Raw genomic sequence first — 21,224 nt, 5'->3', positions numbered from 1 at the left:
AAACAGGGGGGAAAGCCTCGTTCCTGCCCTAGCTTGGCGGGCCGCCATGTCCGGCGCAAAACTGGTTGACTGCGGCTTTTTGCGCCTGCATCGACGATTGATCAGCCTCCTGCAGACAAGCCTGGATATTGCCACGGCAATTCTGCGCCCAGGTCTGGGTTTGTTGAAAGAAACTCCCCGCTGCCTGAGCCGGCTCGGCGTAGGGGTGTCCGGCGAACAGACGTTGCAGCGCGGCATAGTATTCGCTCTTTGCCCCCGCCCAGTTGGCAACGGCATCCCAACAGGCCCCTTGCTGTTCCGGCGTTGCATGCACACAGCCGATGGCGTCGCGCCGCACCAGATCAAGTGAGGCTTTCCAGGAGGAACAAAAGTGCCTCTCCGCTGCTCTTCGCTGCGTCGCCACCGCTGCGAGCCTCTCCTGGGCCATCTGCGCTGCCTGATCGGCCTGCGACGCACGCGTCTGCGCCAACGCTGTGGAGTTGGGCCCAGGTGCCGGGATTTGTGCGCAGGCGCCCAGCAGGCCTGTAGCAAGAAGAAATAGCGGTACTTGTAATTTGCGCATGAAAGTTCCTCATCCTTTCGTTAGCGCCGCCTTTATAGCATAGTTTTTATGAGCTTGCGTCCTCCACCGGCGAGGCACTGCGATGTCGCGCGAAACGCCGCGAAAATCGCTCCTTGAGCCCCTCGAAAAAGACATAGAAGGCCGGCGTCACAAAGAGGGTAAGGAACTGGGACACAATGATGCCACCCGCTACTGCCACTCCCAGCGGCACTCGCGATTCCGCCCCGGCACCAATGCCGATGGCAATCGGCAGGATTCCCAGCACTGCCGCCAGATTGGTCATCATGATCGGGCGGAAGCGGGTAACGCAGGCATCGACCATTGCGTCCACCGCCGAAGCCCCTTGCCGACGTCGGTGGATGGCAAAGTCCACCATAATGATGCCGTTCTTTTTCACCAGCCCCACCAGCATGATGATCCCCACAAAACTGAACAGATCGAGTTCCTGATGAAAAATCCACAGCGCCAGCAAGGCGCCAAAGCCTGCCAGTGGCAGTGCGGTCAGTATGGTCAGCGGATGAATGAAGTCCTCGTAGAGGATGGCGAGGATGGCGTAGATCAAAGCTATGGTGGCCAACAGCAAGAGTGGCAAGGAGGAACTGGACTGCTGGAAGGCCTGTGCCGATCCACCGAAATCGCCCTGTACTCCCGCTGGCAAAACTCGGGCGGCCACCTTCTGCACCGCCTGCGTCGCCTGCCCAATGGAGGTTCCCTGCGCTAGGTTGAAAGAGACCGTCACGCTGGGAATACCGTCATAGTGGCTGATACTCAAGGGGCCGACACCGTAGCCAAAGCTCGCTACCGCCGAGAGCGGCACCAGACCGGCCGTACCCGGTAAGGTAATCGCTCCCAGAGCGCCGATGTTCTGCTGAAAACGCCTCTCCAGATCGAGAATGACCTCATACTGATTGGTTGACGCATAGATCGTCCCGACCTGCGTTCCGCCGAAGGCAAAATTGAGCGCCTGCTCGATGGCTTGCGGCGTTACGCCCAGGGCCTGGGCTCGGCGATGCAGCACATGGACGTCAATCTGCGGATTGGCTACTTGCAAGTCGCTGTTGACGGCCTGTAGACCAGGAACCTTGCGTAGGGCCGCTACCAGTTTCGGGACGGTCGCATCGAGGGTGTCCTGATCTTCGCTCTGCAAGGTGTACTGGTAGTTGGACTGGGAAGAGACGGGTCCCATCTGGATCGCGGGAGGCAGCATAAAACTGGCCTCCACCCCCGGAAAATGTTGTACCGTGCGCCGCAACTGGGCAATGACGGTCTCGCCGCCGGGCCTCTCCCCCAAGGGCTTGAGACGAATGATGAGACGCCCGGTATTGGACGAGCCGAAGGCGCCCGCTCCTTGGCCGGCACTGGACATCACCGATTCGATGGCGGGATTCTTGCCAACGGCGACCGCCACCCGTTCCTGCAGGGTTTCCAGTTGGAGAAAGGAAATCCCCTGCGGATACTGCAGGTTGCCCATGATCATCCCGCTGTCCTCGCGGGGAATAAAACCTTTGGGAAGCAGAAAGAAAAGTCCGATCATGGCCAGCAGGCTCAAGCCCGCGCCCAGGTAAATCCAGCCGCGATGCTCCAGGCTTGTCCGCAGGTTGCGTCCGTACCAGGCACGCAGCCGCGCAAACCAGCGTTCAAAACCCGATGGCGCAGCATGTTTTACCCGCAGATAGCGCGCACAAAGCATGGGAGTGAGGGTGAGCGAGACTAGACCAGAGAGCAGGATCACCACTGCGATGGTAACGCCAAACTCCCGAAACAGACGGCCAATGATGCCGCCCATGACGAGAAATGGTAAAAACACCACCGCCAGGGAAATCGTCATCGACAGTACCGTGAAACCGATCTCTGAACTGCCGGCGTAGGCCGCCTGCTCTGGCTCCTCCCCTTGCTCCTCATGGCGGGCGATGTTTTCCAGCATGACTACCGCATCATCCACCACAAAGCCGACGGACAAGGTCAGGGCCAGCAGGGTCAGGGTGTTGAGGGAGTAGCCCAAATACGAGATGACAGCAAAGGTACCAAAGATAGAGGTAGGAATCGCCAGGGCACCAATCAGGGTGGGGCTGCCACGGCGCAAGAAGAGCCACAACACCCCCGCCACCAGGAGCGATGCCAGAAGCAGGGTGTACTCCACCTCCTGCACGGCGGCGCGGATATAGTCGGCCTTGTCGTAGATGATTTGCAGCTTGGCGCCACCCGGCAAGCCGGAAGTAAAACTGGGCAGGCGCTTCTGGATGGCGTCGGAGATGGCCACCGTGTCGGCATTGGGCTGCCGCACCACGGCGAGGATCAAGGCCCGCTGGCCACCCAGCCAACTGGCAATCTGGTCATTGTCGACACCATTTTTGACGGTAGCAACGTCGGCCAGGGGCACCACCGCACCGCCGTTCTGCTGCACGGGCATCTGGCTGAAGGCCTCGGCATCATGCAGCTGACCATGCACATTGACGGCATAGTTGCGTGCCGTACCCAGCAGAGTGCCCTGGGGCAGATTGACGTTGTGGCTGGTAATCGCCGAACTCAAGGCCTGCAACGACAAGCCATGGGCCTGCAGAGAAAAGGGATTGGCGTGGATGCGTACGGCATAGTTCTGTTCGCCAAAGATCTCCACCTGCGCCACTCCGGGAATCCCGGAAATTGCCGGCACCACCTTGTCGACTGCGTAGGCATTGAGCTTGTAGATCGGCATATCCGGCGCGGTCAATGCAATAAACTCGACGGGCGCGGCCGACGGATTCATCTGCTTCACAAAAGGCAGGCTGGGCATGCCCGGCGGGAGAAGATGCTGCGCCTGCGTAACGGCGTTCTCCACATTCTGGGTGGCGACGTCGATATTCTGGCTGAGATCGAATTGCAGGATGATGCGCGTCGAACCGAGGCTACTGGTCGAGCTCATCGAAGACAAGCCCGGAATACTGGAAAACTGCTTCTCCAGCGGCGTTGCCACACTGCTGGCCATGGTCTGCGGACTGGCACCCGGCAGACTGGCGGAGACCAGCACCGTGGGAAAATCCACGCTGGGAAGCAAGGCCACGGGCAGGCTCTGAAAGGCAAAGATGCCGTAGATGACCAGGGCAAGACTGAGGATGATGGTCATCACCCGTCGGCGGATGAACAGCGCCGAAATGTTCATGCGCCACCCCAGGCATGATGGTGACCATGCCCCGTATGCTCCGCAGCCTTTTGGCCAGGCAGCAAAACGTGCACACCGGCATAGACCCGGGCCGGCACCGGGTCAATGATCTGAGCATTCGCTGGCAGACCAGAAATCACGGCTGTCTGACCATCTTCCCAGAGCACCTGCACCGGCGTTGCCTCGACTATGCCCTTAGGTGCCTGGTAGACGAAATTCCCGCTGCTTCCCTGCTGCACTGCCGCCACCGGCAGGGTCATGGCCTGCGCGACCCGCTGCACGGGTAGACGGACCTCCACATATTCGCCAGGCCAGAGAGTTGCGTTGGCATTGTCTGCCTGCGCCTGTACGCTGACCGTCGCCGAAGTCGCGGCTACGCTATTGTCGATGACCTGCAGCGTGGCGGCAGCCAGGGTCTTGTCCTGCTTTTCATCCTGGACGAGCAGTTTCCAGGCCTGATCCTTGCCCCGACGCGCCGCCCCCAGCAGACTCTGGGGAATCTGGAAATTGATGCCAATGGGGCTGATCTGGTTGATGCTTGCCAGTTGCGTCTGATTCGCCACCACCAGATTGCCCGGCTTGACCAATGCCATGCCGATGCGCCCGCTGATCGGCGCGGTGATGCGCGTATACCCCAGGGTGATCACTGCCTGCTGCACGGCCGCCGCATCGGCGGCCACCTGCGCCTGACTCGCCTGCGCCTGGGACACCGCCTGCGCAAAGCTTTGCTTGGTGATGAAATCTTTTTCCACCAAGGGGCGATCCTGTTCTACCAAAGTCTGGTTGTAGCGCGCCGTGGCCTGGGCTGCGGCGAGGTTGGCCCGTGCCTGGGCCAGGGTGGCGGCCGCCTGGGCTGGGTTGATGGTGAAGAGCGTCTGGCCCTGCTGAACCATCCCGCCCTGGGTAAAGGACAGACTGGCGAGCTGGCCCGAGGTCTGCGGGATGATCGTTACCGTCTGCAGGGGCGTTACCGTACCCAGAAAACTTTGGTAATGGACCATATCCTGCAGCTTGGGCTGGACCAGTGTCACCTGCACGGGCGGCGGCCCGCCCCGTTCAGTCTTCTGGCAGGCGGTCAGAATCACTGGCAAGAACAGGATCAGGGTGATAGCGCCCCAGCGATGTGCTTTCACGGTTGTGTTGCTCCTACGGGCATGCCCACGGCCTGACTCAACTGCGCCAGCGCCACGTAGCTGTTGACGAGATTGGCGATGAGGGTATAGCGGGACTGGGCCAGGGTGGAGTCGGCCTGCAGCACATCCTGGATGGTCGCCTGCCCCACCTTGTACTGCGCCAGGACCACTTCGAGGGCCTTGCGGGCGTTGGCAAGGCTGCTGGACGCACCCGGATAGGCCGCGAGATCGCCCTGAAAGCCATGGTAGTCCTGCCAGATGCTGGCCATGGTACTGTTGCGTGTCGTCGCCAGGGTATCCGCATCCTGCCGCGCCGTGGCCTCGGCTTCGCGCACGGCATAGTGATTGTTGAAGCCGGTGAAGAGCGGGACGGTCAGGGTCAGGCCCACACTCCAGGTGTCGCCCGGCTGAAAACCACTCTGAAACTGATAGCCGTAGGAACCTGTCACCCCGAGGCTGGGCAAGCCCTGGGCCTGGGCCGAACGCACATTGGCCCGGGCGACGGCGACTTGGGCGCGCGCCTGCTGCAGGGCGGGATTTGCCGTTTCCGCCGCGTGCATCAGGGTCTCGACGCCGCTGCGCAGAGCGCTTGGCGGCGGACTATCCGGGCCGAGAGGGCTGATGTGAATGACGCTACTCGCCGGTAAACCCAGACTACTGGACAGGGTACCCTCCGCACTGCGCACGGTCTGCTCCTGCGTCGCGTACGTAGACTGAGCGCTAGCCAGGGATGCGCGTGCCTGATAGAGGTCGCCAATGGTAGCCTGCCCCGCCTGATGCAATACCTCGGCGGCCTCCAGGGCCTTTTGATTTTCTGCCACCGTCTTGGCGTCTGCCGCCAGCAGGGCCTGGTCCCCCAGAAGCTGGTAATAGGCTTGGGTCACCGTAAAGATCACCGTCTGCAGGGTCTGATTCTGCGTGTACCCCGCCACCCACTCCTGCGCACGGGCGGCATCGGTCTTGGCCGCGCGCAGACCGAAGTCCCAAAGGGTATAGCTCAGACTGAGACTGGGTATGGCGATGTTGCGAGCCGGCACGCTGAAACCGGCGGTGGATACCGCCTGCCGACGTGAGGCATTGGTGCTGAGAGTGACCGTGGGCAGCCAGGCACTCTCTGCGACGCCCAGAGCAGCTGCCTGGGCGCGCAGCGCTTCCCAGGCAGAGGCGGTTTGCGGATTGTGGGCGAGGGCCCAGGCGCTCAGCTCAGGGAGGGTCCAGGTCCGATCCGCCAGCGCCGCTGGCCAGTCTTGCGAGCTTGGCAGGGCGGGAAGCTGCTGTGCCGCTCCTTTCCACGCCTGTCCCGGGTACTGCGGCAAGTCACTGTCGGTGTAGAAAGGATCGTCAAAGACCACGCCGATCCCCGCCTGCGCGGCCCCACTTAGCAAGAAGAGGCTGGAGAATATCCACTGCCAACGCATTGCCATGTCATCTCTAGCTAAAAATTCGCCGTAGTATCGACGATTTTGGCTGGTAACGCAGCTATCCTGGCCCGCGCAAATTGTGTACGTCTGTAACGATGTACGTTGATTTTTGTAAGAATTTTTCACTGGCTTCGAAAGCGGCTGCGCGCGTAGGCTGTTCACCGAGCGATAGAGCTCGTTTTTCGGAGGTACCCGATTATGCGCAAGACACTATTTTCCCTTTTCACCCTGTCGGCTTTGGCGTTGGCCCCGATGGCCAGCATGGCGGCAGACATGCCACCGCCAGACCATGCACCCATGCAGCGCCCGATGCACGGGGGCCCTCGCGCCGAGTGGATGAAAAATGCCCCAGTCCCCATGCTCATGCCCATCGTCTGGCGTCACGCCATCGAACTCAAACTCACCCCGCAGCAGGAATCGCAATTGGAGACCTGGCGCAAGGACCAGAAGGCGCAGTGGGAAACGAAACGGCAAACCATGGAGAGTCATAACCACGCACTGCAGACCGCTCTCCTGCGCGGTGAGACAGGCAGCGCCCTGAAGCCACTGGAAGACGCCGTACTGGCCGATCATCAGGCCATGCTGCAACGCGGCATCGCCCAGGTCGACTTTGTCCATAAGTTGCTGAACGCGGAACAATGGCAGAAAGTAACGGCAATCTATGCGAAGATGGAAAAAGGTCCAAAGTGGGGAGGATGGCACAAACCGTGAGTAGCAATGCCCGCATCTTGTTGGTGGATGACGACGCCAAGCTGCGCGCCATTCTGACGCGATACCTGGAGTCGCAGGGCTACACGGTACATGGCGCCGCTTCGGCGGCGCAGATGGACCGTTTGCTGGAGCGGGAGCGCTACGATCTCCTGCTCCTCGATGTGATGATGCCCGGCGAGGACGGCTTCCAGATTTGTGAGCGTTTACGTCAGCAGGAATCTATCTTACCAATCATCATGCTCACCGCTCGGGGCGATCTCGATGATCGCATCCAGGGCCTGTCCATCGGCGCCGATGACTACGTCGCCAAGCCCTTTGAGCCGGCAGAATTGCTGGCGCGGATCGGCGCGGTGCTGCGCCGCAGTCAGGACAGCGGCACGGTCGAGCCCAGCCCCGGCGCCATCGATTTTGGTCCGTTTCATCTCGCTCTCGATTATCGCCGCCTGTACCGGGGCAAACAGGAAATCACCATCACCGAAACCGAGTTTGCCCTGCTTCGCGCCCTCGCCGAGCATCCTTGGCAAACCCTGTCGCGGGACAAACTCCTCGGCATGATCCATGGCCATAGTGAGGACATCCCAGGCCCTCGCGGCATCGATGTCTTTGTCTCCCGCCTGCGCCGGCTGATCGAAGATGACTCGAGCAAACCCCGCTATCTGCAGACGGTCTGGGGGCGTGGCTATGTCTTTGTTCCCGACGCGGGGAGCCCGGACAAACCCGCGTGAAATTCTGGCGTCTCTGGTCCGATACCCTCTTTGGACGGATCTTTTTGCTGATAGGCGCACTGCTGCTAGCCAGTCAGTTTGCGGTCTACTGGTATTTCACCATCTATCTGGGCAACCCCCAGGCGCGTCACTTGGCACAAAATTGGGCGCAGATCCTGACCCTCAGCAGCGCCCTGGATGTCGGCGAGGCGGAATGGCTGGCCCCGCGCTTGGCCAAGATCGGCATCGCCTTTTTTCCTATCGACGAAATGGAGGGCCATCCGCCCCGCAACCCAATCCTGCGTAATGCTGCGCGTCTGTTGAGCGGAATGGGTTGGCCCGATGCCCAGGTACAGGTCGACAATAAGCATCATCTGCTGTGGATCGATCCCGACCCCCACAGCCATGTCGCCGTTGCCATGCCCATTCCCAAACCACCACCGGGGCCGTCACCACAGTGGTTCAAGCTCAGCGCCATCCTCCTGCTGTCGTTGCTGGGGGCCTACCTCATCGTGCATCAGATTACCGGTCCGTTGCGCCGCCTGGTGCAAGGTCTCAACGCCAGTCGTGGTCGCGAGGGGCCGGTGGTATTGCCGGTAGAGGGACCGGAAGATATCAAGCATCTGGCGGGCGAACTGAACAGTGCCCTGCGCGAACGCCATGAACTGGCGGAAGAACGGGAGATGGTCCTGCTCGGCGTTTCTCACGACCTGCGCACGCCCTTGACGCGGATGCGCATGCTCGCCGAGTTTCTCCCCAAGGAGGCGGCAGATCTGCAGAAAGATCTGGTCGACAATCTGTGGGAAATGGACGAAATCCTGCATCAGTTTCTCGATTACGCCCGCAGTGGACGCGAAGAATTGGCCGAAGAGATCGATCTGATCGCTTTCCTGCGCCATTTTGTCGAATCGCAGGGTGACGATGTGCTTCTGCAGAAGCCGGAATGCGAAAGCCTCTATCTCTCTATCACTCCGGTGGCGCTGCGCCGCGTCCTGCAGAACCTGGTGGAAAATGCCCGCCGCCACGGGCGGCCCCCTATCGAGATCCGCGTCGCTCAAGAGGCCGGTTCCGCGAGTATCGAGGTCCGCGATCATGGCAACGGCATCTCGGCGGAAAAACTGGCTCAGCTTGGCAAGCCTTTCGCACTGGCCGGGCGGGGCGGCGGCACCGGACTGGGCATTGCCATCGTGCAGCGTATCCTGCAACGTCTCGGGGGCCGCATCGAGTTCCGCAACGCCCCCGAAGGCGGCTTACGGGTGCGCTTCACCCTGCCCTTGCGCTGAGGCTGCCTGCCGCGGACAGAGTTTGCGCAACTCCTGCAGCTCCTTGGGGTCGAGTTTTTGCCAGGCAATGTTGCCACAGCGGCCTTCAATCGCTCCCTCGATGGTACCCTGCTGGGAGATGCCGGGAGCGACGACAAAATCCGGCACCGAAACCACGCTACCGGTAGGGCTTACCGACTGCAGCGCCGTCGCCGAACTGGCGGTTTTGGCAACCGGCGCAGGACCCGCCGGATGCAGCCACAGAAAGAAAAATCCCACCAAGACGATGATGGCGAGAATCACGATGATCACCGCCATCCACGATGCCTTGCTGTTTGCGTCCGTGCTCATCATCTACACCCCCCGTGCTTCTCTTCAGGATAGTCTTTCCAGACTCACGATGCCCAGGGCCAGCCATTTGCTGCCGGAGCTGAACTGAATCTGTACCCGTCCCTGGCGTCCACCGCCCTCATAATCCAGTACCGTCCCCTCACCAAAAACCGGGTGACGGATGCGCCCACCCAACGGGTAGGGGCAATCGCTGCGCCCACCGCTCGAAGCCGATAGAGCAGGCGCCAGCGGTCGGCTGATGCGCGCGCGCGGGCGCAGCTCTTCGATTTCCTCTGCCGGTAGCTCGCGCAAGAAGCGCGACGCCAAGGCCAAACGCTCCGCGCCATGCAGCCGCCGGCTCTCGGCGTGACAGAGAACGAGCTGCTGCATGGCGCGGGTCATGCCCACATAGCAGAGGCGCCGTTCCTCGGCCAGACCGGCAGGGTCTTCCAAGCTACGTTGATGCGGAAAGAGCCCTTCCTCCAGCCCAACGAGAAAGACCTGGGCAAATTCCAGCCCCTTGGCACTGTGCAGGCTCATTAACTGCACCGCATCTTCCCAAGCCTCGGCCCCGCCTTCCCCCGCCTCGAGGGCAGCATGGGTGAGAAATTCGCTGAGTATATCGCCGGGTACGGGACTCAGTTCACGCAGGCCCTCGGAGCCATCCTGCAGGGCAAAACTGCGCGCTGCATTGATCAGCTCTTCCAGGTTTTCCAAACGTCCTTCGCCACGATCGCCATCCCGCGCATGCCAATCGCGCAGGGGAACCTGCTCCAGGACCAGACGCACCTGCTCATCTAGCTCCTGGTGGGTGCAGGCTTCTGCCAGGCGATCGATGAGGGTGAGAAAGGCATTGAGCTTGGGCTGCGCCATCTCTCCGGCGGCCTGCCAGAGCGAAATGCCGCGCTCGCGGGCAAGACTGCGCAGGCGTTCGAGGGTGACAGCGCCAATACCGCGCGCCGGCACATTGACCACCCGCTCGAAGGCGGCGTCGTCGTGGCGCTGCAGGACCAGACGCAGATAGGCGAGGACGTCCTTGACCTCGGCACGCTCGAAAAAGCGCAGGCCACCATAGACCCGATAAGGCACGCCGGCACGCAGGAGATGTTCTTCAAAGGGTCGCGACTGGGCATTGGAGCGATAGAGGATGGCACAGTCCTCGCGCTTGCCGCCCGCCGCCACCCACTGCTCGATGCGACCGACCACAAAACGGGCCTCATCTTCTTCGTTGTAGGCGCGATAGAGCTGCACCGGGGCGCCCTCGCTGCGTTCCGTCCACAGGGTCTTGCCGAGGCGGTCGTGATTCTGCGCGATGACGGCATTGGCCGCTGCCAGAATGGGCGCTGTAGAACGGTAGTTCTGTTCCAGGCGGATCAGCCGGGCACCGGGAAAATCGCGCTGAAAGCGAAAGAGGTTTTCGACTTCGGCACCACGCCAGGCATAGATCGACTGGTCATCATCGCCAACCACGAAGAGATTCTGATGCCCCTCCGCCAGCCGCCGCAGCCATTGATATTGCACGGCATTGGTGTCCTGGAACTCATCCACCAGAACCTGCTGAAACCGCTCCTGATACTGGGCAAGAAGGGGAGCATCGTTCCACAGGCGCAGGGCATAGAGCAGCAGGTCGGCAAAATCCAAGGCTCCAGCGCGCTCGCGCAGCAACTCGTAGCGCTGATAGATCTCCAATAGCTGCGGCGGCACCGAACGCTCGCCAGCGAGCTCCTGCGGCCCGAGGCCGCTGTCCTTCCAGCGACTGATGCGCCCGGCGACCTGCCGCGCCGGCCAGTGTTTATCGTCCAGCTGCAGCTCCCGCACGGCACGCCGCACCAGACGCTGGCTATCGTCCGCGTCGAGGACGACAAACTGCTCGGGCAGATCGACCAGCTCGTGGTGCATCCGCAGCAGGCGATGCGCAATGCCATGAAAGGTTCCCATCCACAAGCCACGCAGATCCATGTCGAGCATGGCCGCGAGACGCTCGCGCATGGCCCGCGCCGCCTTGTTGGTGAAGGTCACCGCGAGGATCTGTCCTGGATAGAGGCCGTCTTCCAGCAAATGGGCGATACGGCTGGTGAGCACGCGCGTTTTCCCGGAACCCGCGCCCGCCAGAACCAGTGCCGGCCCCGGTGCCAGCAGCACTGCCTCCCGCTGCCGCTCGTTTAGTTCCATACCTGCCTTACCGTGCCGGTGACTTGAAAAAACACCTCTGCGCCCCCACAGTCGCATCAGGTTCATCAGATGCCATCGCGGCATGATACGGGGGGTTCCCTTGGAATACAAAGACTACTACCAGATCCTGGGGGTAGCGCGTGACGCCGACGCGGACGCGATCAAATCCGCGTATCGAAAGATGGCGCGCAAATATCACCCGGACGTGAGTAAGGAGGCCAATGCCGAGGACCGCTTCAAGGACCTGCAAGAGGCCTACGAGGTACTGAAAGATCCGGAAAAGCGCCGCGCCTATGATCAGCTCGGCAGCAATTGGCAAGCGGGGCAGGATTTTCGTCCGCCGCCCGGCTGGGAACATTTTGCCGGCGGCTTTGGCGGCGGTGCGAATCCCAATATGGGCGGCTTCAGCGACTTCTTCGAGGAGCTCTTTACCCAGCAGGGGCGCCGCAGCTCACGCGGTGGTGCACCCTTTCGTATGCGCGGGGAAGACAGCGAAGCGGAGATCCAGATTCCCCTGGAGGACGTCTTCCATGGGGCAAAGCGAGAGATTTCTCTGGAAGTGCCCGTACTCGGCCCGGACGGACGCATGCACCGCGAACGCCGCCAGCTCAGCGTCAAGATTCCCGCGGGCATCGCTGAGGGCCAGCGCCTGCGGATAGCCGGGCAGGGACAGTCCGGCCAGGGGGGCGGTCCCAATGGCGATCTCTACCTGCGGGTGCGCTACGCAGCACATCCGCAATTTCGTGCCGAGGGAAAGGATTTGTACCTCGACCTGCCTATTAGTCCGTGGGAGGCGGTACTGGGTGCCTCAGTATCGGTACCTACCCTGGATGGGCAGCTTCGGGTGAAGGTCCCGGCCAGCAGCAGTAGCGGACAGAAATTGCGACTCGGGGGCAAGGGATTGCCAGAGAGCAAGGGCGGCAAGGCCGGCGACCTCTACGCGGTTCTCCAGATCGTTGTCCCCAAAGAAGTCAGTGCAGCGGAGAAGGAGCTATGGGAAAAGCTCGCGACAGAAAGTCGTTTTCAGCCGCGGAATGATTGACACTCAGGAGCGAGCAAAAAGAACCGCTTGATTGCGCCCGAGCCGTTTGGCCTCGAAGAGCGCGTGGTCGGCTGCTTGCAGCAGATCCTTTGCAGAAGCCATCCGTGCATCCCGGCTTGCCGCCCCGATACTGACCGAGACATCTGGTTGCAGGTCAGTCCAGGTATCTGCCGCAGCCAGTTGCGAGCAAATGCGCCGTGCCAACACCTGGACACCTTGCGCGTCCGTGTCTGGACAAATGATCAGAAACTCATCGCCCCCCACGCGGCAGGGAATATCCTGGTGGCGGGCAAAGGCGTCGAGAATACTCGACACCCTCTGCAACACTTCGTCACCCACGTCGTGGCCGTGGGTATCGTTGATCAGTTTGAAGTTATCCAGATCCAAGAGCATCAGAGCAAGATGTTTATCGTGGCGTTCTGCTATCGACCACTCTTGTGCCAGCCTCTCGTCGGCGTACCGGCGATTGCGTAGGTGGGTCAGCGGATCGGTAAGCGCCGCTTGTCGCAGATCCCGATTAACATCCGCCAAAGATCCGGTGAATTTGCGCATGCGCTCCTGTCGATGCAGATACTTTTGTCTTGCCTCTAGGCGACGCTGGGCCAACTGCAAGTGTTTTCGCAGATTTTCGGGGAACGAAGACCTGGGTTCGTAGGCATCAATTCCGAGGCGAAACAGCTCACTTTCACTTTGTGCGTCCAGCGTATCGCCAACGAGCAAGATGTACGGCCCGAGGACCGGGTCCAGGCCGCGTAAATTGGTCGTGATCCACTCCCTGGCATTTTGCTGGTAGGCGACGACCAGCAAATCCAGACTCGCAGTATCACTGACCTCTGCCATCAATGGCGAAAGTCCCAGACGCGAAAATACTTCCATGCACTCGTCGGTCACGTCGTTGTCCATCGCCAGACACGCGACCCGCAATGGGGAGGAGTCGCTCGCTGGAGTTCGCTCTCGATCCATCAGGAGTTCCCAGTCCAGCGGCTCTGCAAGCAACGGCGCCGCTTCTTGCAATAGGCCCTGCCATTGCGGCCAGGCCAAAAGGAGGCGGGAGACTTGTTCGCGGACGCGCACGGTGTCCAAACCAAGCTTGATCATCTCCTCGGCCATTTGCGCTGCGCTGGCGGATCGGCGCGGATTATCACGCAGGCAGAATTCCGCCATGCCCAGCCCAAAACGAAGCAACCGCGCCAGAAACAGCGATCGACCCGCGTCTGGAAAGGAGCTCAACTCCTCCGGCTGTGCCTGATGAAATATGGCCTCCACGAAAACCATCGGCAATCCCCACTCTTCTACCAGCAGGGAAGATAATTCGTCATGATCAATGCCATACTGCTGACGTTCCATTTGCAGCAGCGCGTTACCTTCGGATGGTGGCACCGTGCCACGCAATTCTACATAACTCTCGGAAAACAGACTTACCAGGGCCAGTTCGCCCACATTGGCTAAGAGCGCCACAACAAATATTTCGTCTGCATTGACCTGACCAAGTTGCTCAGACAGTGCTTGTACGGCGAGCGCCGACAGCAGTGAAACGGTCCAAAATTTGGCGTAATCGAATCCGCTCACCCGCGGAGTGGTCGACTGAATGAGCGCCAAGGCCAAGATGAGACGTTTGATTTGCGCCTGCCCGAGCACCAGAATTGCGTCCGAAACCGCCACTATGGGACGTGAGCGCGTGCGAATGGAGACATTGGCGAGCTGTAGCAGCCGCGCGTTTGTCGCTGGATCGGATTGCAGCACCCGCACTAGTTCGCGATTGTCGACTTCCTCTTGTTCCAGCAATCGCAACGCTTCCAGGTACACCCCTTTCGGTGAAGGAAGCTTGCCACCCTGACGATACTGGGATAGCCAATCAATATTCCTCGTTGCCACTGTTTTCCCCAGCTCGTCCTGCGACATTCTCAGTCTCGTATACTAGACTATTTTTTGCAAAATGCCGTCCCCATTAAATCGATTTGACCATGGCTCTCGCTGTGCCCCATCGCCACGGGTGCCGGCACGGCTCGCTCCGCTGCCAAGAAGACTGGGGCAATGGGCTGCACAGGCACGCCACTCTGGATACTCACCCGCTCCACCCCAGACCAAGACAGGCCCAAGGCCGTGCAGGCATTGCGGGCGTCCTCTACAAAGCGATGCAACACCGTAGTGCTGGCCTGCCGCTGTGCGGTGGCAATGGCCGAAGCCGCGGCCTCTGAATGCAGAGAGCGCAACTGCAGACGGGACTGCAGCGTGGCCAGAACCGGCAGCAGCACTTTGGGGTCGGCGCGTAGCGACAGATCCCCTGCCACCTGCCAGTCTTTGTCGCTCTGGCGGTTACTGCTGTACCCTGCAAGCTGCCAGCGGATCTGCGGATAGGCAGCCAGTTGCTGTTCTGCCCAGCGCAGATCTTCGTTTACCACACTGGCGGCACTGCTCGCCTGCGGTTTTTCCGCAGTGGCCTGGAGTTGCGCCACCAGTTCACTGTTGGGGACCGTATATTTCTGCGCAAGCCGCAATTCCACCTGTGGCAGGGAATTCTGAGTATCTGCCGAGGCGGTCGGAGCGATACAGCAGGCCAGCACCGCCAAACTGCTACGCAGTTTTTTCATGGTTTTCTCCATGGCCTAGTTTCCGAGGCAGTATAGTTCATGTCATAGCCTATTGCTCTTGGGGGGCGGCCGCTCAGGGAAAGGGGTCGACTCTTCAAGGTAGAAAGGATAATTGTACGAGGAGTGGAAATGTTCCATGATTTTTCAGAGCTCGGCATATTTCCTATTCCCTTAGCAGAGGAGGTGATCCATTGAAAACCCAACCGTCCGGCAGCAAACCTATCCATGATCCCATCGTACTGCGCACCTATACCGAGTTTTTGTGGCACCAGGCCAGATATACTCTGGCCGGAATAACCTTCCTGATTCTCTCTCTCGGTATGGGAATCGCTGGATATCACATCTTTTGCAAACTGGACTGGCTCAACAGCCTGCTGAATGCCAGCATGATATTGAGCGGTATGGGGCCCGTTTCATCGCTCCACGGCGGTGCGGCAAAGCTCTTTGCCAGCGCATTCGCACTATATTCTGGCATTGTGTATCTTGCGGTATCGGCAATATTGCTTTATCCCTTGGTGCTGCGCATGCTCAAAATCCTGCATCTCCAGGCTTTACACACGCCCCAATAGGCTTGTCGCTACTACCTCCGCACAGCCGGAAAATATCTTCCGGGGGACCATTGCTGCGCTTTATCGCATTACGACAAAGGTGCATCATCCTCTGCCGGAGGACGCCGCACTATCGCTGACAGGCATCCCCACCAGGTGTTTTTGCGTATCCCATCACCCAAAGGAGGCACCACATGTGTGTTCGAAAGATTTTTTCCATCCTTCTCGGCTCCGCGCTGACCCTCATTGCCGTCAATGGCGAGGCCTGTACCCGGGTGGTCTACCACGGTGAGGATGGCCTGACCATTACCGGTCGCACCATGGACTGGAAAGATCCCATGAACACTCGCTTATGGCTTTTCCCCGCGGGTCTGAAGGAAAACGGTGGGGCGGGCAAGAATGCAGCGGCATGGACTTCGCGCTACGGCAGCGTCGTTGTCACTTCGCTCAACGCCGCCGTGTCCGATGGAATGAACCAAAAAGGCTTGGTAGCCAACATGCTGTGGCTGAATTCCAGCAAGTACCCCGATCACTGCGGGGCCGACGAAAAACGTCTCGCGATCAGTGCCTGGGCACAGTATTTTCTCGACAACTTCGCGACGGTGCGGGACGTCCTTCACTCTCTAAAGACGCATCCCGTTTGTCTGATTTCGGCACCCATCCCCGGCACGGATCGCTTTACCACTCTGCACCTGTCGCTGTCGGATAGCAGCGGCAACAGTGCCATCCTGGAGTACATCGACGGCAACTTGGTGATCCACGAAGGCCGGCAGTATCAGGTACTGACCAATGATCCGGAATATTCGCAGCAACTCGCCGTTGCGAGATATTGGGAAGGGATTGGCGGCACCCGCTTCCTGCCCGGCAGCAATCAGGCTCCAGATCGCTTCGCGCGGGCGAGCTTCTACATTCACGCCATCCCCAATACCGCCAGCAACCGGGTCGGGGTAGCCCAGGTGTTCAGCGTGCTCAACAACATCTCCGTACCCATGGGTATCTCCACTCCGGGGCACCCCAATATCTCCACCACCCGCTGGCGGGTCGTGGCCGATCAAAAGGACCTGAAATACTATTTCAACTCGACCTCCTCCATGGATCTGTTCTGGGTTGACCTCAATAAGGCCGACCTGAAGCCCGGCGCCCCAGTGCGGATGCTGCCCATGGGCCAAGGGGAGACTTACAATGGTGACGTGGTTGACAAATTTGTGCCCAGCAAGCCCTTCCAGTTTGCCCCGGTGCCGCCGGAGGTCTTGGCAGCGTACCGCTGACGCAGCAATTTTTACTGACAAGGAAGCGCCCATGAAGATTTCTGCCAGGTTGTTTTTCCTGTTGCTTCCCGTGACGTTAGCGGGTTGCGCCGCTGCGGCGCCGTCTCGTCAGGACAGCCATCCCCAGCCCCCGGATAAGAGCACGGCAAAAACCTCCCTCGACTGGTCCGACAGTTATGCAGGAAATCTGCCCTGCGCCGACTGTGCGGGCATCCGCATGACCATCAGTCTGCGCAACGATGATCATTATCTGTTGACGCGCCAATATGCCAGCAACAAGGCGGAAGGCATCTTCCGCAGTCAAGGCAGCTTTCATTGGCTGCCGGGAGCTTCGGAAATCGAGCTGTCCTCTGCGGATGGGTCCGGAGAAAGGTTTCAGGTCGTGGAGAATGCGCTGGTACCGCTTACCGGCGAAGGCAAGGCGCTAGAGCTGGGAGGCAAGCGCTGGGTACTGCACAAGGTCAGCAGCCAGGACTCCGCGCAGGCGCTCTACGCCAGTTACCGCTGGCAGCTGAGCAAGCTTCCGGGCTACCAGACCGTCGCCACGGCCAACGGCAAGAAGCCCTATCTGGTCTTCGATCCCGCGGAACGCTCGGTATCCGGCTGGGATGGCTGCAATCGCATTGCCGGACGGGTCGCCCTCGGCGCGGAGAATACCCTACGTTTTCCCGCCCTGGTATCGACGCGCATGGCCTGTTTAGGCAGCAATGCAGGACTGGAGACGGCTTTTTCCACCGCGCTGAACGCAACACGCTCATTCACCTGGCATGGCAATCTGCTCGATCTGCAAGGGGAAAACGGAAAACGACTCGCCCAGTTCACCGAGCTTGCCGAGCCGGAATCTTCAGGCCACTAAGACTTTGCTTTTCCCACAGAAAGCGCATCCTGCCACTTGCCATATTCCTACCGCAGATCGGGGTTTCCGTCCAGCAAGTTCAGCTGGCGGGCGCCGCGGCTCGACGCCTGTATTTGGACGAGACCGCTTACTGTGATTCCTAGTAGGCGCACGGACGCGCCCTGGGGAGCTGCCCGATCCAGTAGTTCTGGTAGCAATGCCATGATGGTTTCCGTATTCGTGATGACCTCGGTCGCCGTATACGCTCGGGTGACCGTGGTAAAGTCGTGAAAACGTGCTTTGACGTTCACCGTGTAACCCACCAAGGCGAGTGCGTGGAGACGGGCAACAACCTGCCTTGCCATCTGTTGTAAGGTAGCCAGCATGGTCCTTCGGTCCTCCAGATTTACTGAGAAGGTCCGCTCCGTCCCCACCGACTTCCGTTGGCGAGTCGGCTGCACGGGTCGTCTATCGATCCCTCGCGCCACTTCATAAAACCAAGCTCCAGCCTTACCGAAAACCGCAATCAACTGCTCTTGCGCCATCTTCCGCAAATCCGAGATGGTCTCGACACCTATAGCGGATAGTTTTTTTACCGTGGCTGGGCCCACGCCATGCAGTTTGCCAACGGGTAGCGGTGCCAGGAAGTCGAGCCCGCGTTCAGGCGGAATAACGAACAACCCGTGCGGCTTCCGCCAGTCGGAGGCCAACTTGGCCAGCAACTTGTTGTAAGAGACCCCTGCCGAAGCGGTCAACCCGGTTTCTCGATGAATTCGGTCCAGAACCTCACGAGCGATCTCGACCGCCAGGGTGCCACCGGCGGTAGCAGCGGTCACGTCCAGAAAGGCTTCATCCAACGACAGGGGCTCCACCAGGGCTGTGTAGCTGCGCAGGATTCCCATGACCTGTCGGGAAGCCTCTCGATAGGCCTCCATACGGGGGCGGACAAATATCGCCTGGGGGCAGAGTGACCGTGCCCGCGCCGCCGACATGGCAGAATGAATCCCAAAACGTCGGGCCTCGTAGCTGCAGGTGGCAACGACTCCCCGCCCTTTGGGATCGCCACCAACGACGACGGGCAGACCGCAAAGCTCCGGCTTGTCGCGTTGTTCTACGGCCGCAAAGAAGGCATCCATGTCCACATGGATGATCTTGCGGAGATCAGGGTTACTCTCTGGCACCAAGTCTGGCAATCGATGACCTCCTCGTCTGCCCAGTGTACCAGAGGGCGCCCGACGACAGGCGATGAAGGCTCAGGCTCGGTGTGGACGCCAGTCGAGCCGGTAAAGACAGCGCTGGCGCCAGAAAGCCGGTCTTGCCTGCCTCCGCTATATACGACAAGCATCCGGATCACGCGACCAAATTGCGGGTCTTGTTGACCGCCTTGGATGCAGCAGAACCTTGGGAACAGATGAAAGCGCCGGGATGGCATCAATGCAGGCATGGCGCTCCGCCTGGAGGCTGCTTTGGGGATAGAGGCAGGGTTCTGGCTACGTATGCAAATGGCGTCCGATAAGTGGTGGACACACACATACACTTGACCGATGAGCGCTACTTCATTAGTATGCCCTCATTTCCTAAACAGATTTTTCAATAGGAACATGTAACATCTTATTGTTCTCATCCGAATAGTCACTCGGAACTCCCTTAATCTGCTGTTTCTAGATGATGTCGTCGATATGGCGGCCGCACACAGAATACGCACTCTCTAACTGGAGAAGGCTTTCATGCGCGAGACATACTCATTTTCCGAAGTAAAAAACAACGTACTGAGTGGGTTGCTAATTGCTCTGGCCCTAGTACCCGAAGCTATCGCCTTTTCTCTTGTAGCTCATGTACCTCTGATTTCTGGTTTGTACGGCGCCTTTTTTATGGTGCTGATTACTTCGGTGTTGGGTGGCAGACCCGGTATGGTTTCCGCTTTCAGCGGTGCCACTGCCGTAGTAATGACAGCACTTATGCTGAAATATGGGATTGATTATGTCTTCGCTGCGGTAGTGCTGATGGGCATCATTCAGATCATTTTTTCTCTGGCCAAACTTAGTAAGTATGTGCGCATCATTCCTCGACAAGTAAACCTTGGATTTATCAATGGCTTGGCTGTGGTAATCTTTCTGGCCCAACTCGATCACTTCAAGGTGCCCGTTCCATCGGGAGGAGAACAGTGGATGCATGGATCCCAGCTGTACATCATGCTGGGTTTGGTTGCCCTGACCATGGCAGTCATCTATCTCTTGCCACTTTTGACCAAAGCGATTCCTGCGACGCTGAGCGGGGCCGTGGTCACCACCCTGGCAGTGATCTTCTTCCATATCCCCACCACGACCGTGGGAGATATCGCTCACTTGGCTGGCAATTTACCAACCTTCCACATCCCCGATGTGCCCTTCTCCTGGCATACCCTATACATTGTCGCACCCTACTCGTTCATTCTCGCAGCCAATGCGTTGGTAGAGACCTTGCTGACCCTAAATCTCATTGACGAAATGACGGATAGTCGCGGCCAGCCCAACAAAGAATCGATGGCCCAGGGATTGGGTAACTTGGTCAGTGGATTCTTTGGTGCCACGGGTGGTTGCGCCCTACTCGGGGAAAGCATCATCAACGTCACCAACAATGCTCTGAAAAGACTGTCGGGAATTACGACCGCTATTGCTCTTATGGCCATCATCCTCTTTGCTTCACACTGGATCGAACAAGTACCCATTGCTGCTCTTGTAGGTATCATGTTTGTAGTAGTGGAGAAAACCTTTGAGTGGAGTAGCCTACGATTTTTTGGAAAATTACCTGCTGCTGACGTTGCCATCGGTATTTTGGTCGCAGCAATTACCATATTTGTCAACATTACTCTAGCGGTTCTAACCGGAGTTATCTTGTCGGCATTGCTCTTTGCTTGGGAACACGCGAAACACATGAGCATAAAAACGCGAGATGATGAGCAGGGCAGAAGAATCTATGAAGTAGATGGCACTTTGTTTTTTGCTTCAGCCCACCAGTTTTCCGAACTTTTCAACCCGAAGGAAGATCCAGAGAACGTTATAATCGACTTCAAAAATGCACGCATCATCGACCACTCTGCCATACAGGCCATCGATTCCCTAGCGGAGCGCTATAAACGGCGCGGAAAAATGGTGCAATTACGGCATCTCTGCAAAGATTGCATGGATCTTTTGACTAATGCCAAAGATTTATGCATCTTCGATATTGATGATCCGCGCTATCACGTAGCTGACGACAAAATCAGCTAGCATTATCGAAATGCATACCATAATACCATCGTATATTTAAGGGCATAGTTACTGAGTAATGGCCGATGTGCGTCGCATGCGTCAGCCTGCCAGTTTTTATCGATCTCGAAGCCACCTATTCTATCTAGAGGATATTGCGACTCGCGCCATCCCGGATGATGAAAGAGATACGATTTTCTTACCGATCGGCTAGATGAGCGACCGCTTCCGCTGCAAAGCTGTCGTGTTCGCGGGTAATAAAGATGTAATGGATGCCTC

The 21,224-nt window shown here is 59.1% G+C and carries 17 protein-coding genes; 8 read left to right on the top strand and 9 right to left on the bottom strand.

All coding sequences use genetic code 11. From position 1 onward, the window contains the following. Positions 1-28: 28 nt before the first annotated feature. Genes MQE22_RS00640 through MQE22_RS00625 form a run of 4 tightly spaced genes read right to left on the bottom strand, consistent with a single transcriptional unit; the run spans position 29 to position 6,258 of the window. Positions 29-562, bottom strand: a complete 534-nt coding sequence (locus MQE22_RS00640; RefSeq protein WP_215871397.1) for a hypothetical protein — start codon at positions 560-562, stop codon at positions 29-31. A 46-nt stretch (positions 563-608) separates the two neighbouring features. Then, positions 609-3,701, bottom strand: a complete 3,093-nt coding sequence (locus MQE22_RS00635) for an efflux RND transporter permease subunit (protein ID WP_215885364.1) — start codon at positions 3,699-3,701, stop codon at positions 609-611. Then, entirely contained in the window at positions 3,698-4,834 is a 1,137-nt protein-coding gene (locus tag MQE22_RS00630; protein WP_215872376.1) for an efflux RND transporter periplasmic adaptor subunit, read from the bottom strand. The genes MQE22_RS00635 and MQE22_RS00630 overlap by 4 nt, the downstream gene beginning before the upstream one ends. Then, on the bottom strand, positions 4,831-6,258 hold the full coding sequence (locus MQE22_RS00625; RefSeq protein WP_215872375.1) for a TolC family protein: 1,428 nt from the start codon (positions 6,256-6,258) through the stop codon (positions 4,831-4,833). Before MQE22_RS00625 ends, MQE22_RS00630 begins: the two co-directional genes overlap by 4 nt. A gap of 195 nt (positions 6,259-6,453) precedes the next feature. Between MQE22_RS00625 and MQE22_RS00620 the strand changes: the two genes are divergently transcribed. From MQE22_RS00620 to MQE22_RS00610, 3 genes are read left to right on the top strand one after another with little or no spacing between them, the layout of a single operon-like run. Further along, the gene (locus tag MQE22_RS00620) at positions 6,454-6,966 is read left to right on the top strand and encodes a hypothetical protein (protein WP_215872374.1); all 513 of its coding nucleotides are present in this window, start codon (positions 6,454-6,456) and stop codon (positions 6,964-6,966) included. Then, positions 6,963-7,691, top strand: coding sequence for a response regulator (locus tag MQE22_RS00615; RefSeq protein WP_255789921.1), 729 nt, complete (start codon positions 6,963-6,965; stop codon positions 7,689-7,691). The genes MQE22_RS00620 and MQE22_RS00615 overlap by 4 nt, the downstream gene beginning before the upstream one ends. After that, positions 7,688-8,953 carry an ATP-binding protein gene (locus tag MQE22_RS00610; protein ID WP_215872372.1) on the top strand — a complete coding sequence of 422 codons (1,266 nt, stop codon included), beginning with the start codon at positions 7,688-7,690 and terminating at the stop codon, positions 8,951-8,953. Before MQE22_RS00615 ends, MQE22_RS00610 begins: the two co-directional genes overlap by 4 nt. Here MQE22_RS00610 and MQE22_RS00605 read toward each other — a convergent pair. Both MQE22_RS00605 and MQE22_RS00600 read right to left on the bottom strand, forming a co-directional pair. Then, entirely contained in the window at positions 8,921-9,286 is a 366-nt protein-coding gene (locus MQE22_RS00605; RefSeq protein WP_215872371.1) for a hypothetical protein, read from the bottom strand. The genes MQE22_RS00610 and MQE22_RS00605 overlap by 33 nt on opposite strands. Before the next feature lie 21 nt (positions 9,287-9,307). Next, positions 9,308-11,434 carry a UvrD-helicase domain-containing protein gene (locus MQE22_RS00600; RefSeq protein ID WP_215872370.1) on the bottom strand — a complete coding sequence of 709 codons (2,127 nt, stop codon included), beginning with the start codon at positions 11,432-11,434 and terminating at the stop codon, positions 9,308-9,310. A 100-nt stretch (positions 11,435-11,534) separates the two neighbouring features. Between MQE22_RS00600 and MQE22_RS00595 the strand changes: the two genes are divergently transcribed. Further along, positions 11,535-12,476, top strand: a complete 942-nt coding sequence (locus tag MQE22_RS00595) for a DnaJ C-terminal domain-containing protein (protein ID WP_226827235.1) — start codon at positions 11,535-11,537, stop codon at positions 12,474-12,476. Positions 12,477-12,479: 3 nt separating this feature from the next. Here the strand turns inward: MQE22_RS00595 and MQE22_RS00590 are convergent, their stop codons facing one another. Together MQE22_RS00590 and MQE22_RS00585 are read right to left on the bottom strand one after the other, a co-directional pair. Next, positions 12,480-14,378 (bottom strand): sensor domain-containing diguanylate cyclase, encoded by a 1,899-nt coding sequence (locus tag MQE22_RS00590; protein ID WP_215872368.1) that lies wholly within the window; start codon positions 14,376-14,378, stop codon positions 12,480-12,482. Positions 14,379-14,398: 20 nt separating this feature from the next. Then, entirely contained in the window at positions 14,399-15,067 is a 669-nt protein-coding gene (locus MQE22_RS00585; protein WP_215872367.1) for an SIMPL domain-containing protein, read from the bottom strand. 191 nt (positions 15,068-15,258) lie between these two features. On the opposite strand from MQE22_RS00585, the gene MQE22_RS00580 reads away from it, so the two are divergent. The 3 genes from MQE22_RS00580 to MQE22_RS00570 all read left to right on the top strand — a co-directional run bounded on the left by MQE22_RS00580 (position 15,259) and on the right by MQE22_RS00570 (position 17,739). Then, positions 15,259-15,636: a hypothetical protein gene (locus tag MQE22_RS00580; protein WP_215872366.1), complete on the top strand. Its 378-nt coding sequence runs from the start codon at positions 15,259-15,261 to the stop codon at positions 15,634-15,636. A 173-nt stretch (positions 15,637-15,809) separates the two neighbouring features. Then, positions 15,810-16,883 (top strand): linear amide C-N hydrolase, encoded by a 1,074-nt coding sequence (locus MQE22_RS00575; RefSeq protein WP_215872365.1) that lies wholly within the window; start codon positions 15,810-15,812, stop codon positions 16,881-16,883. A gap of 31 nt (positions 16,884-16,914) precedes the next feature. Then, positions 16,915-17,739 carry a copper resistance protein NlpE N-terminal domain-containing protein gene (locus MQE22_RS00570; RefSeq protein ID WP_255789919.1) on the top strand — a complete coding sequence of 275 codons (825 nt, stop codon included), beginning with the start codon at positions 16,915-16,917 and terminating at the stop codon, positions 17,737-17,739. A gap of 47 nt (positions 17,740-17,786) precedes the next feature. Here MQE22_RS00570 and dinB read toward each other — a convergent pair whose 3' ends face one another. Beyond that, entirely contained in the window at positions 17,787-18,911 is a 1,125-nt protein-coding gene (gene dinB / locus MQE22_RS00565; protein ID WP_226827232.1) for a DNA polymerase IV, read from the bottom strand. A gap of 534 nt (positions 18,912-19,445) precedes the next feature. Between dinB and MQE22_RS00560 the strand changes: the two genes are divergently transcribed. Beyond that, entirely contained in the window at positions 19,446-20,966 is a 1,521-nt protein-coding gene (locus MQE22_RS00560) for a SulP family inorganic anion transporter (RefSeq protein WP_215885365.1), read from the top strand. Positions 20,967-21,224: the final 258 nt, after the last annotated feature.

It is taken from the genome of Acidithiobacillus sp. YTS05 (genome assembly GCF_024396695.1).
Lineage (GTDB): Bacteria > Pseudomonadota > Gammaproteobacteria > Acidithiobacillales > Acidithiobacillaceae > Igneacidithiobacillus > Igneacidithiobacillus copahuensis.
The sequence above is the reverse complement of the archived record's forward strand: the minus strand, read 5'-3'. Positions and strand labels throughout refer to the sequence as shown.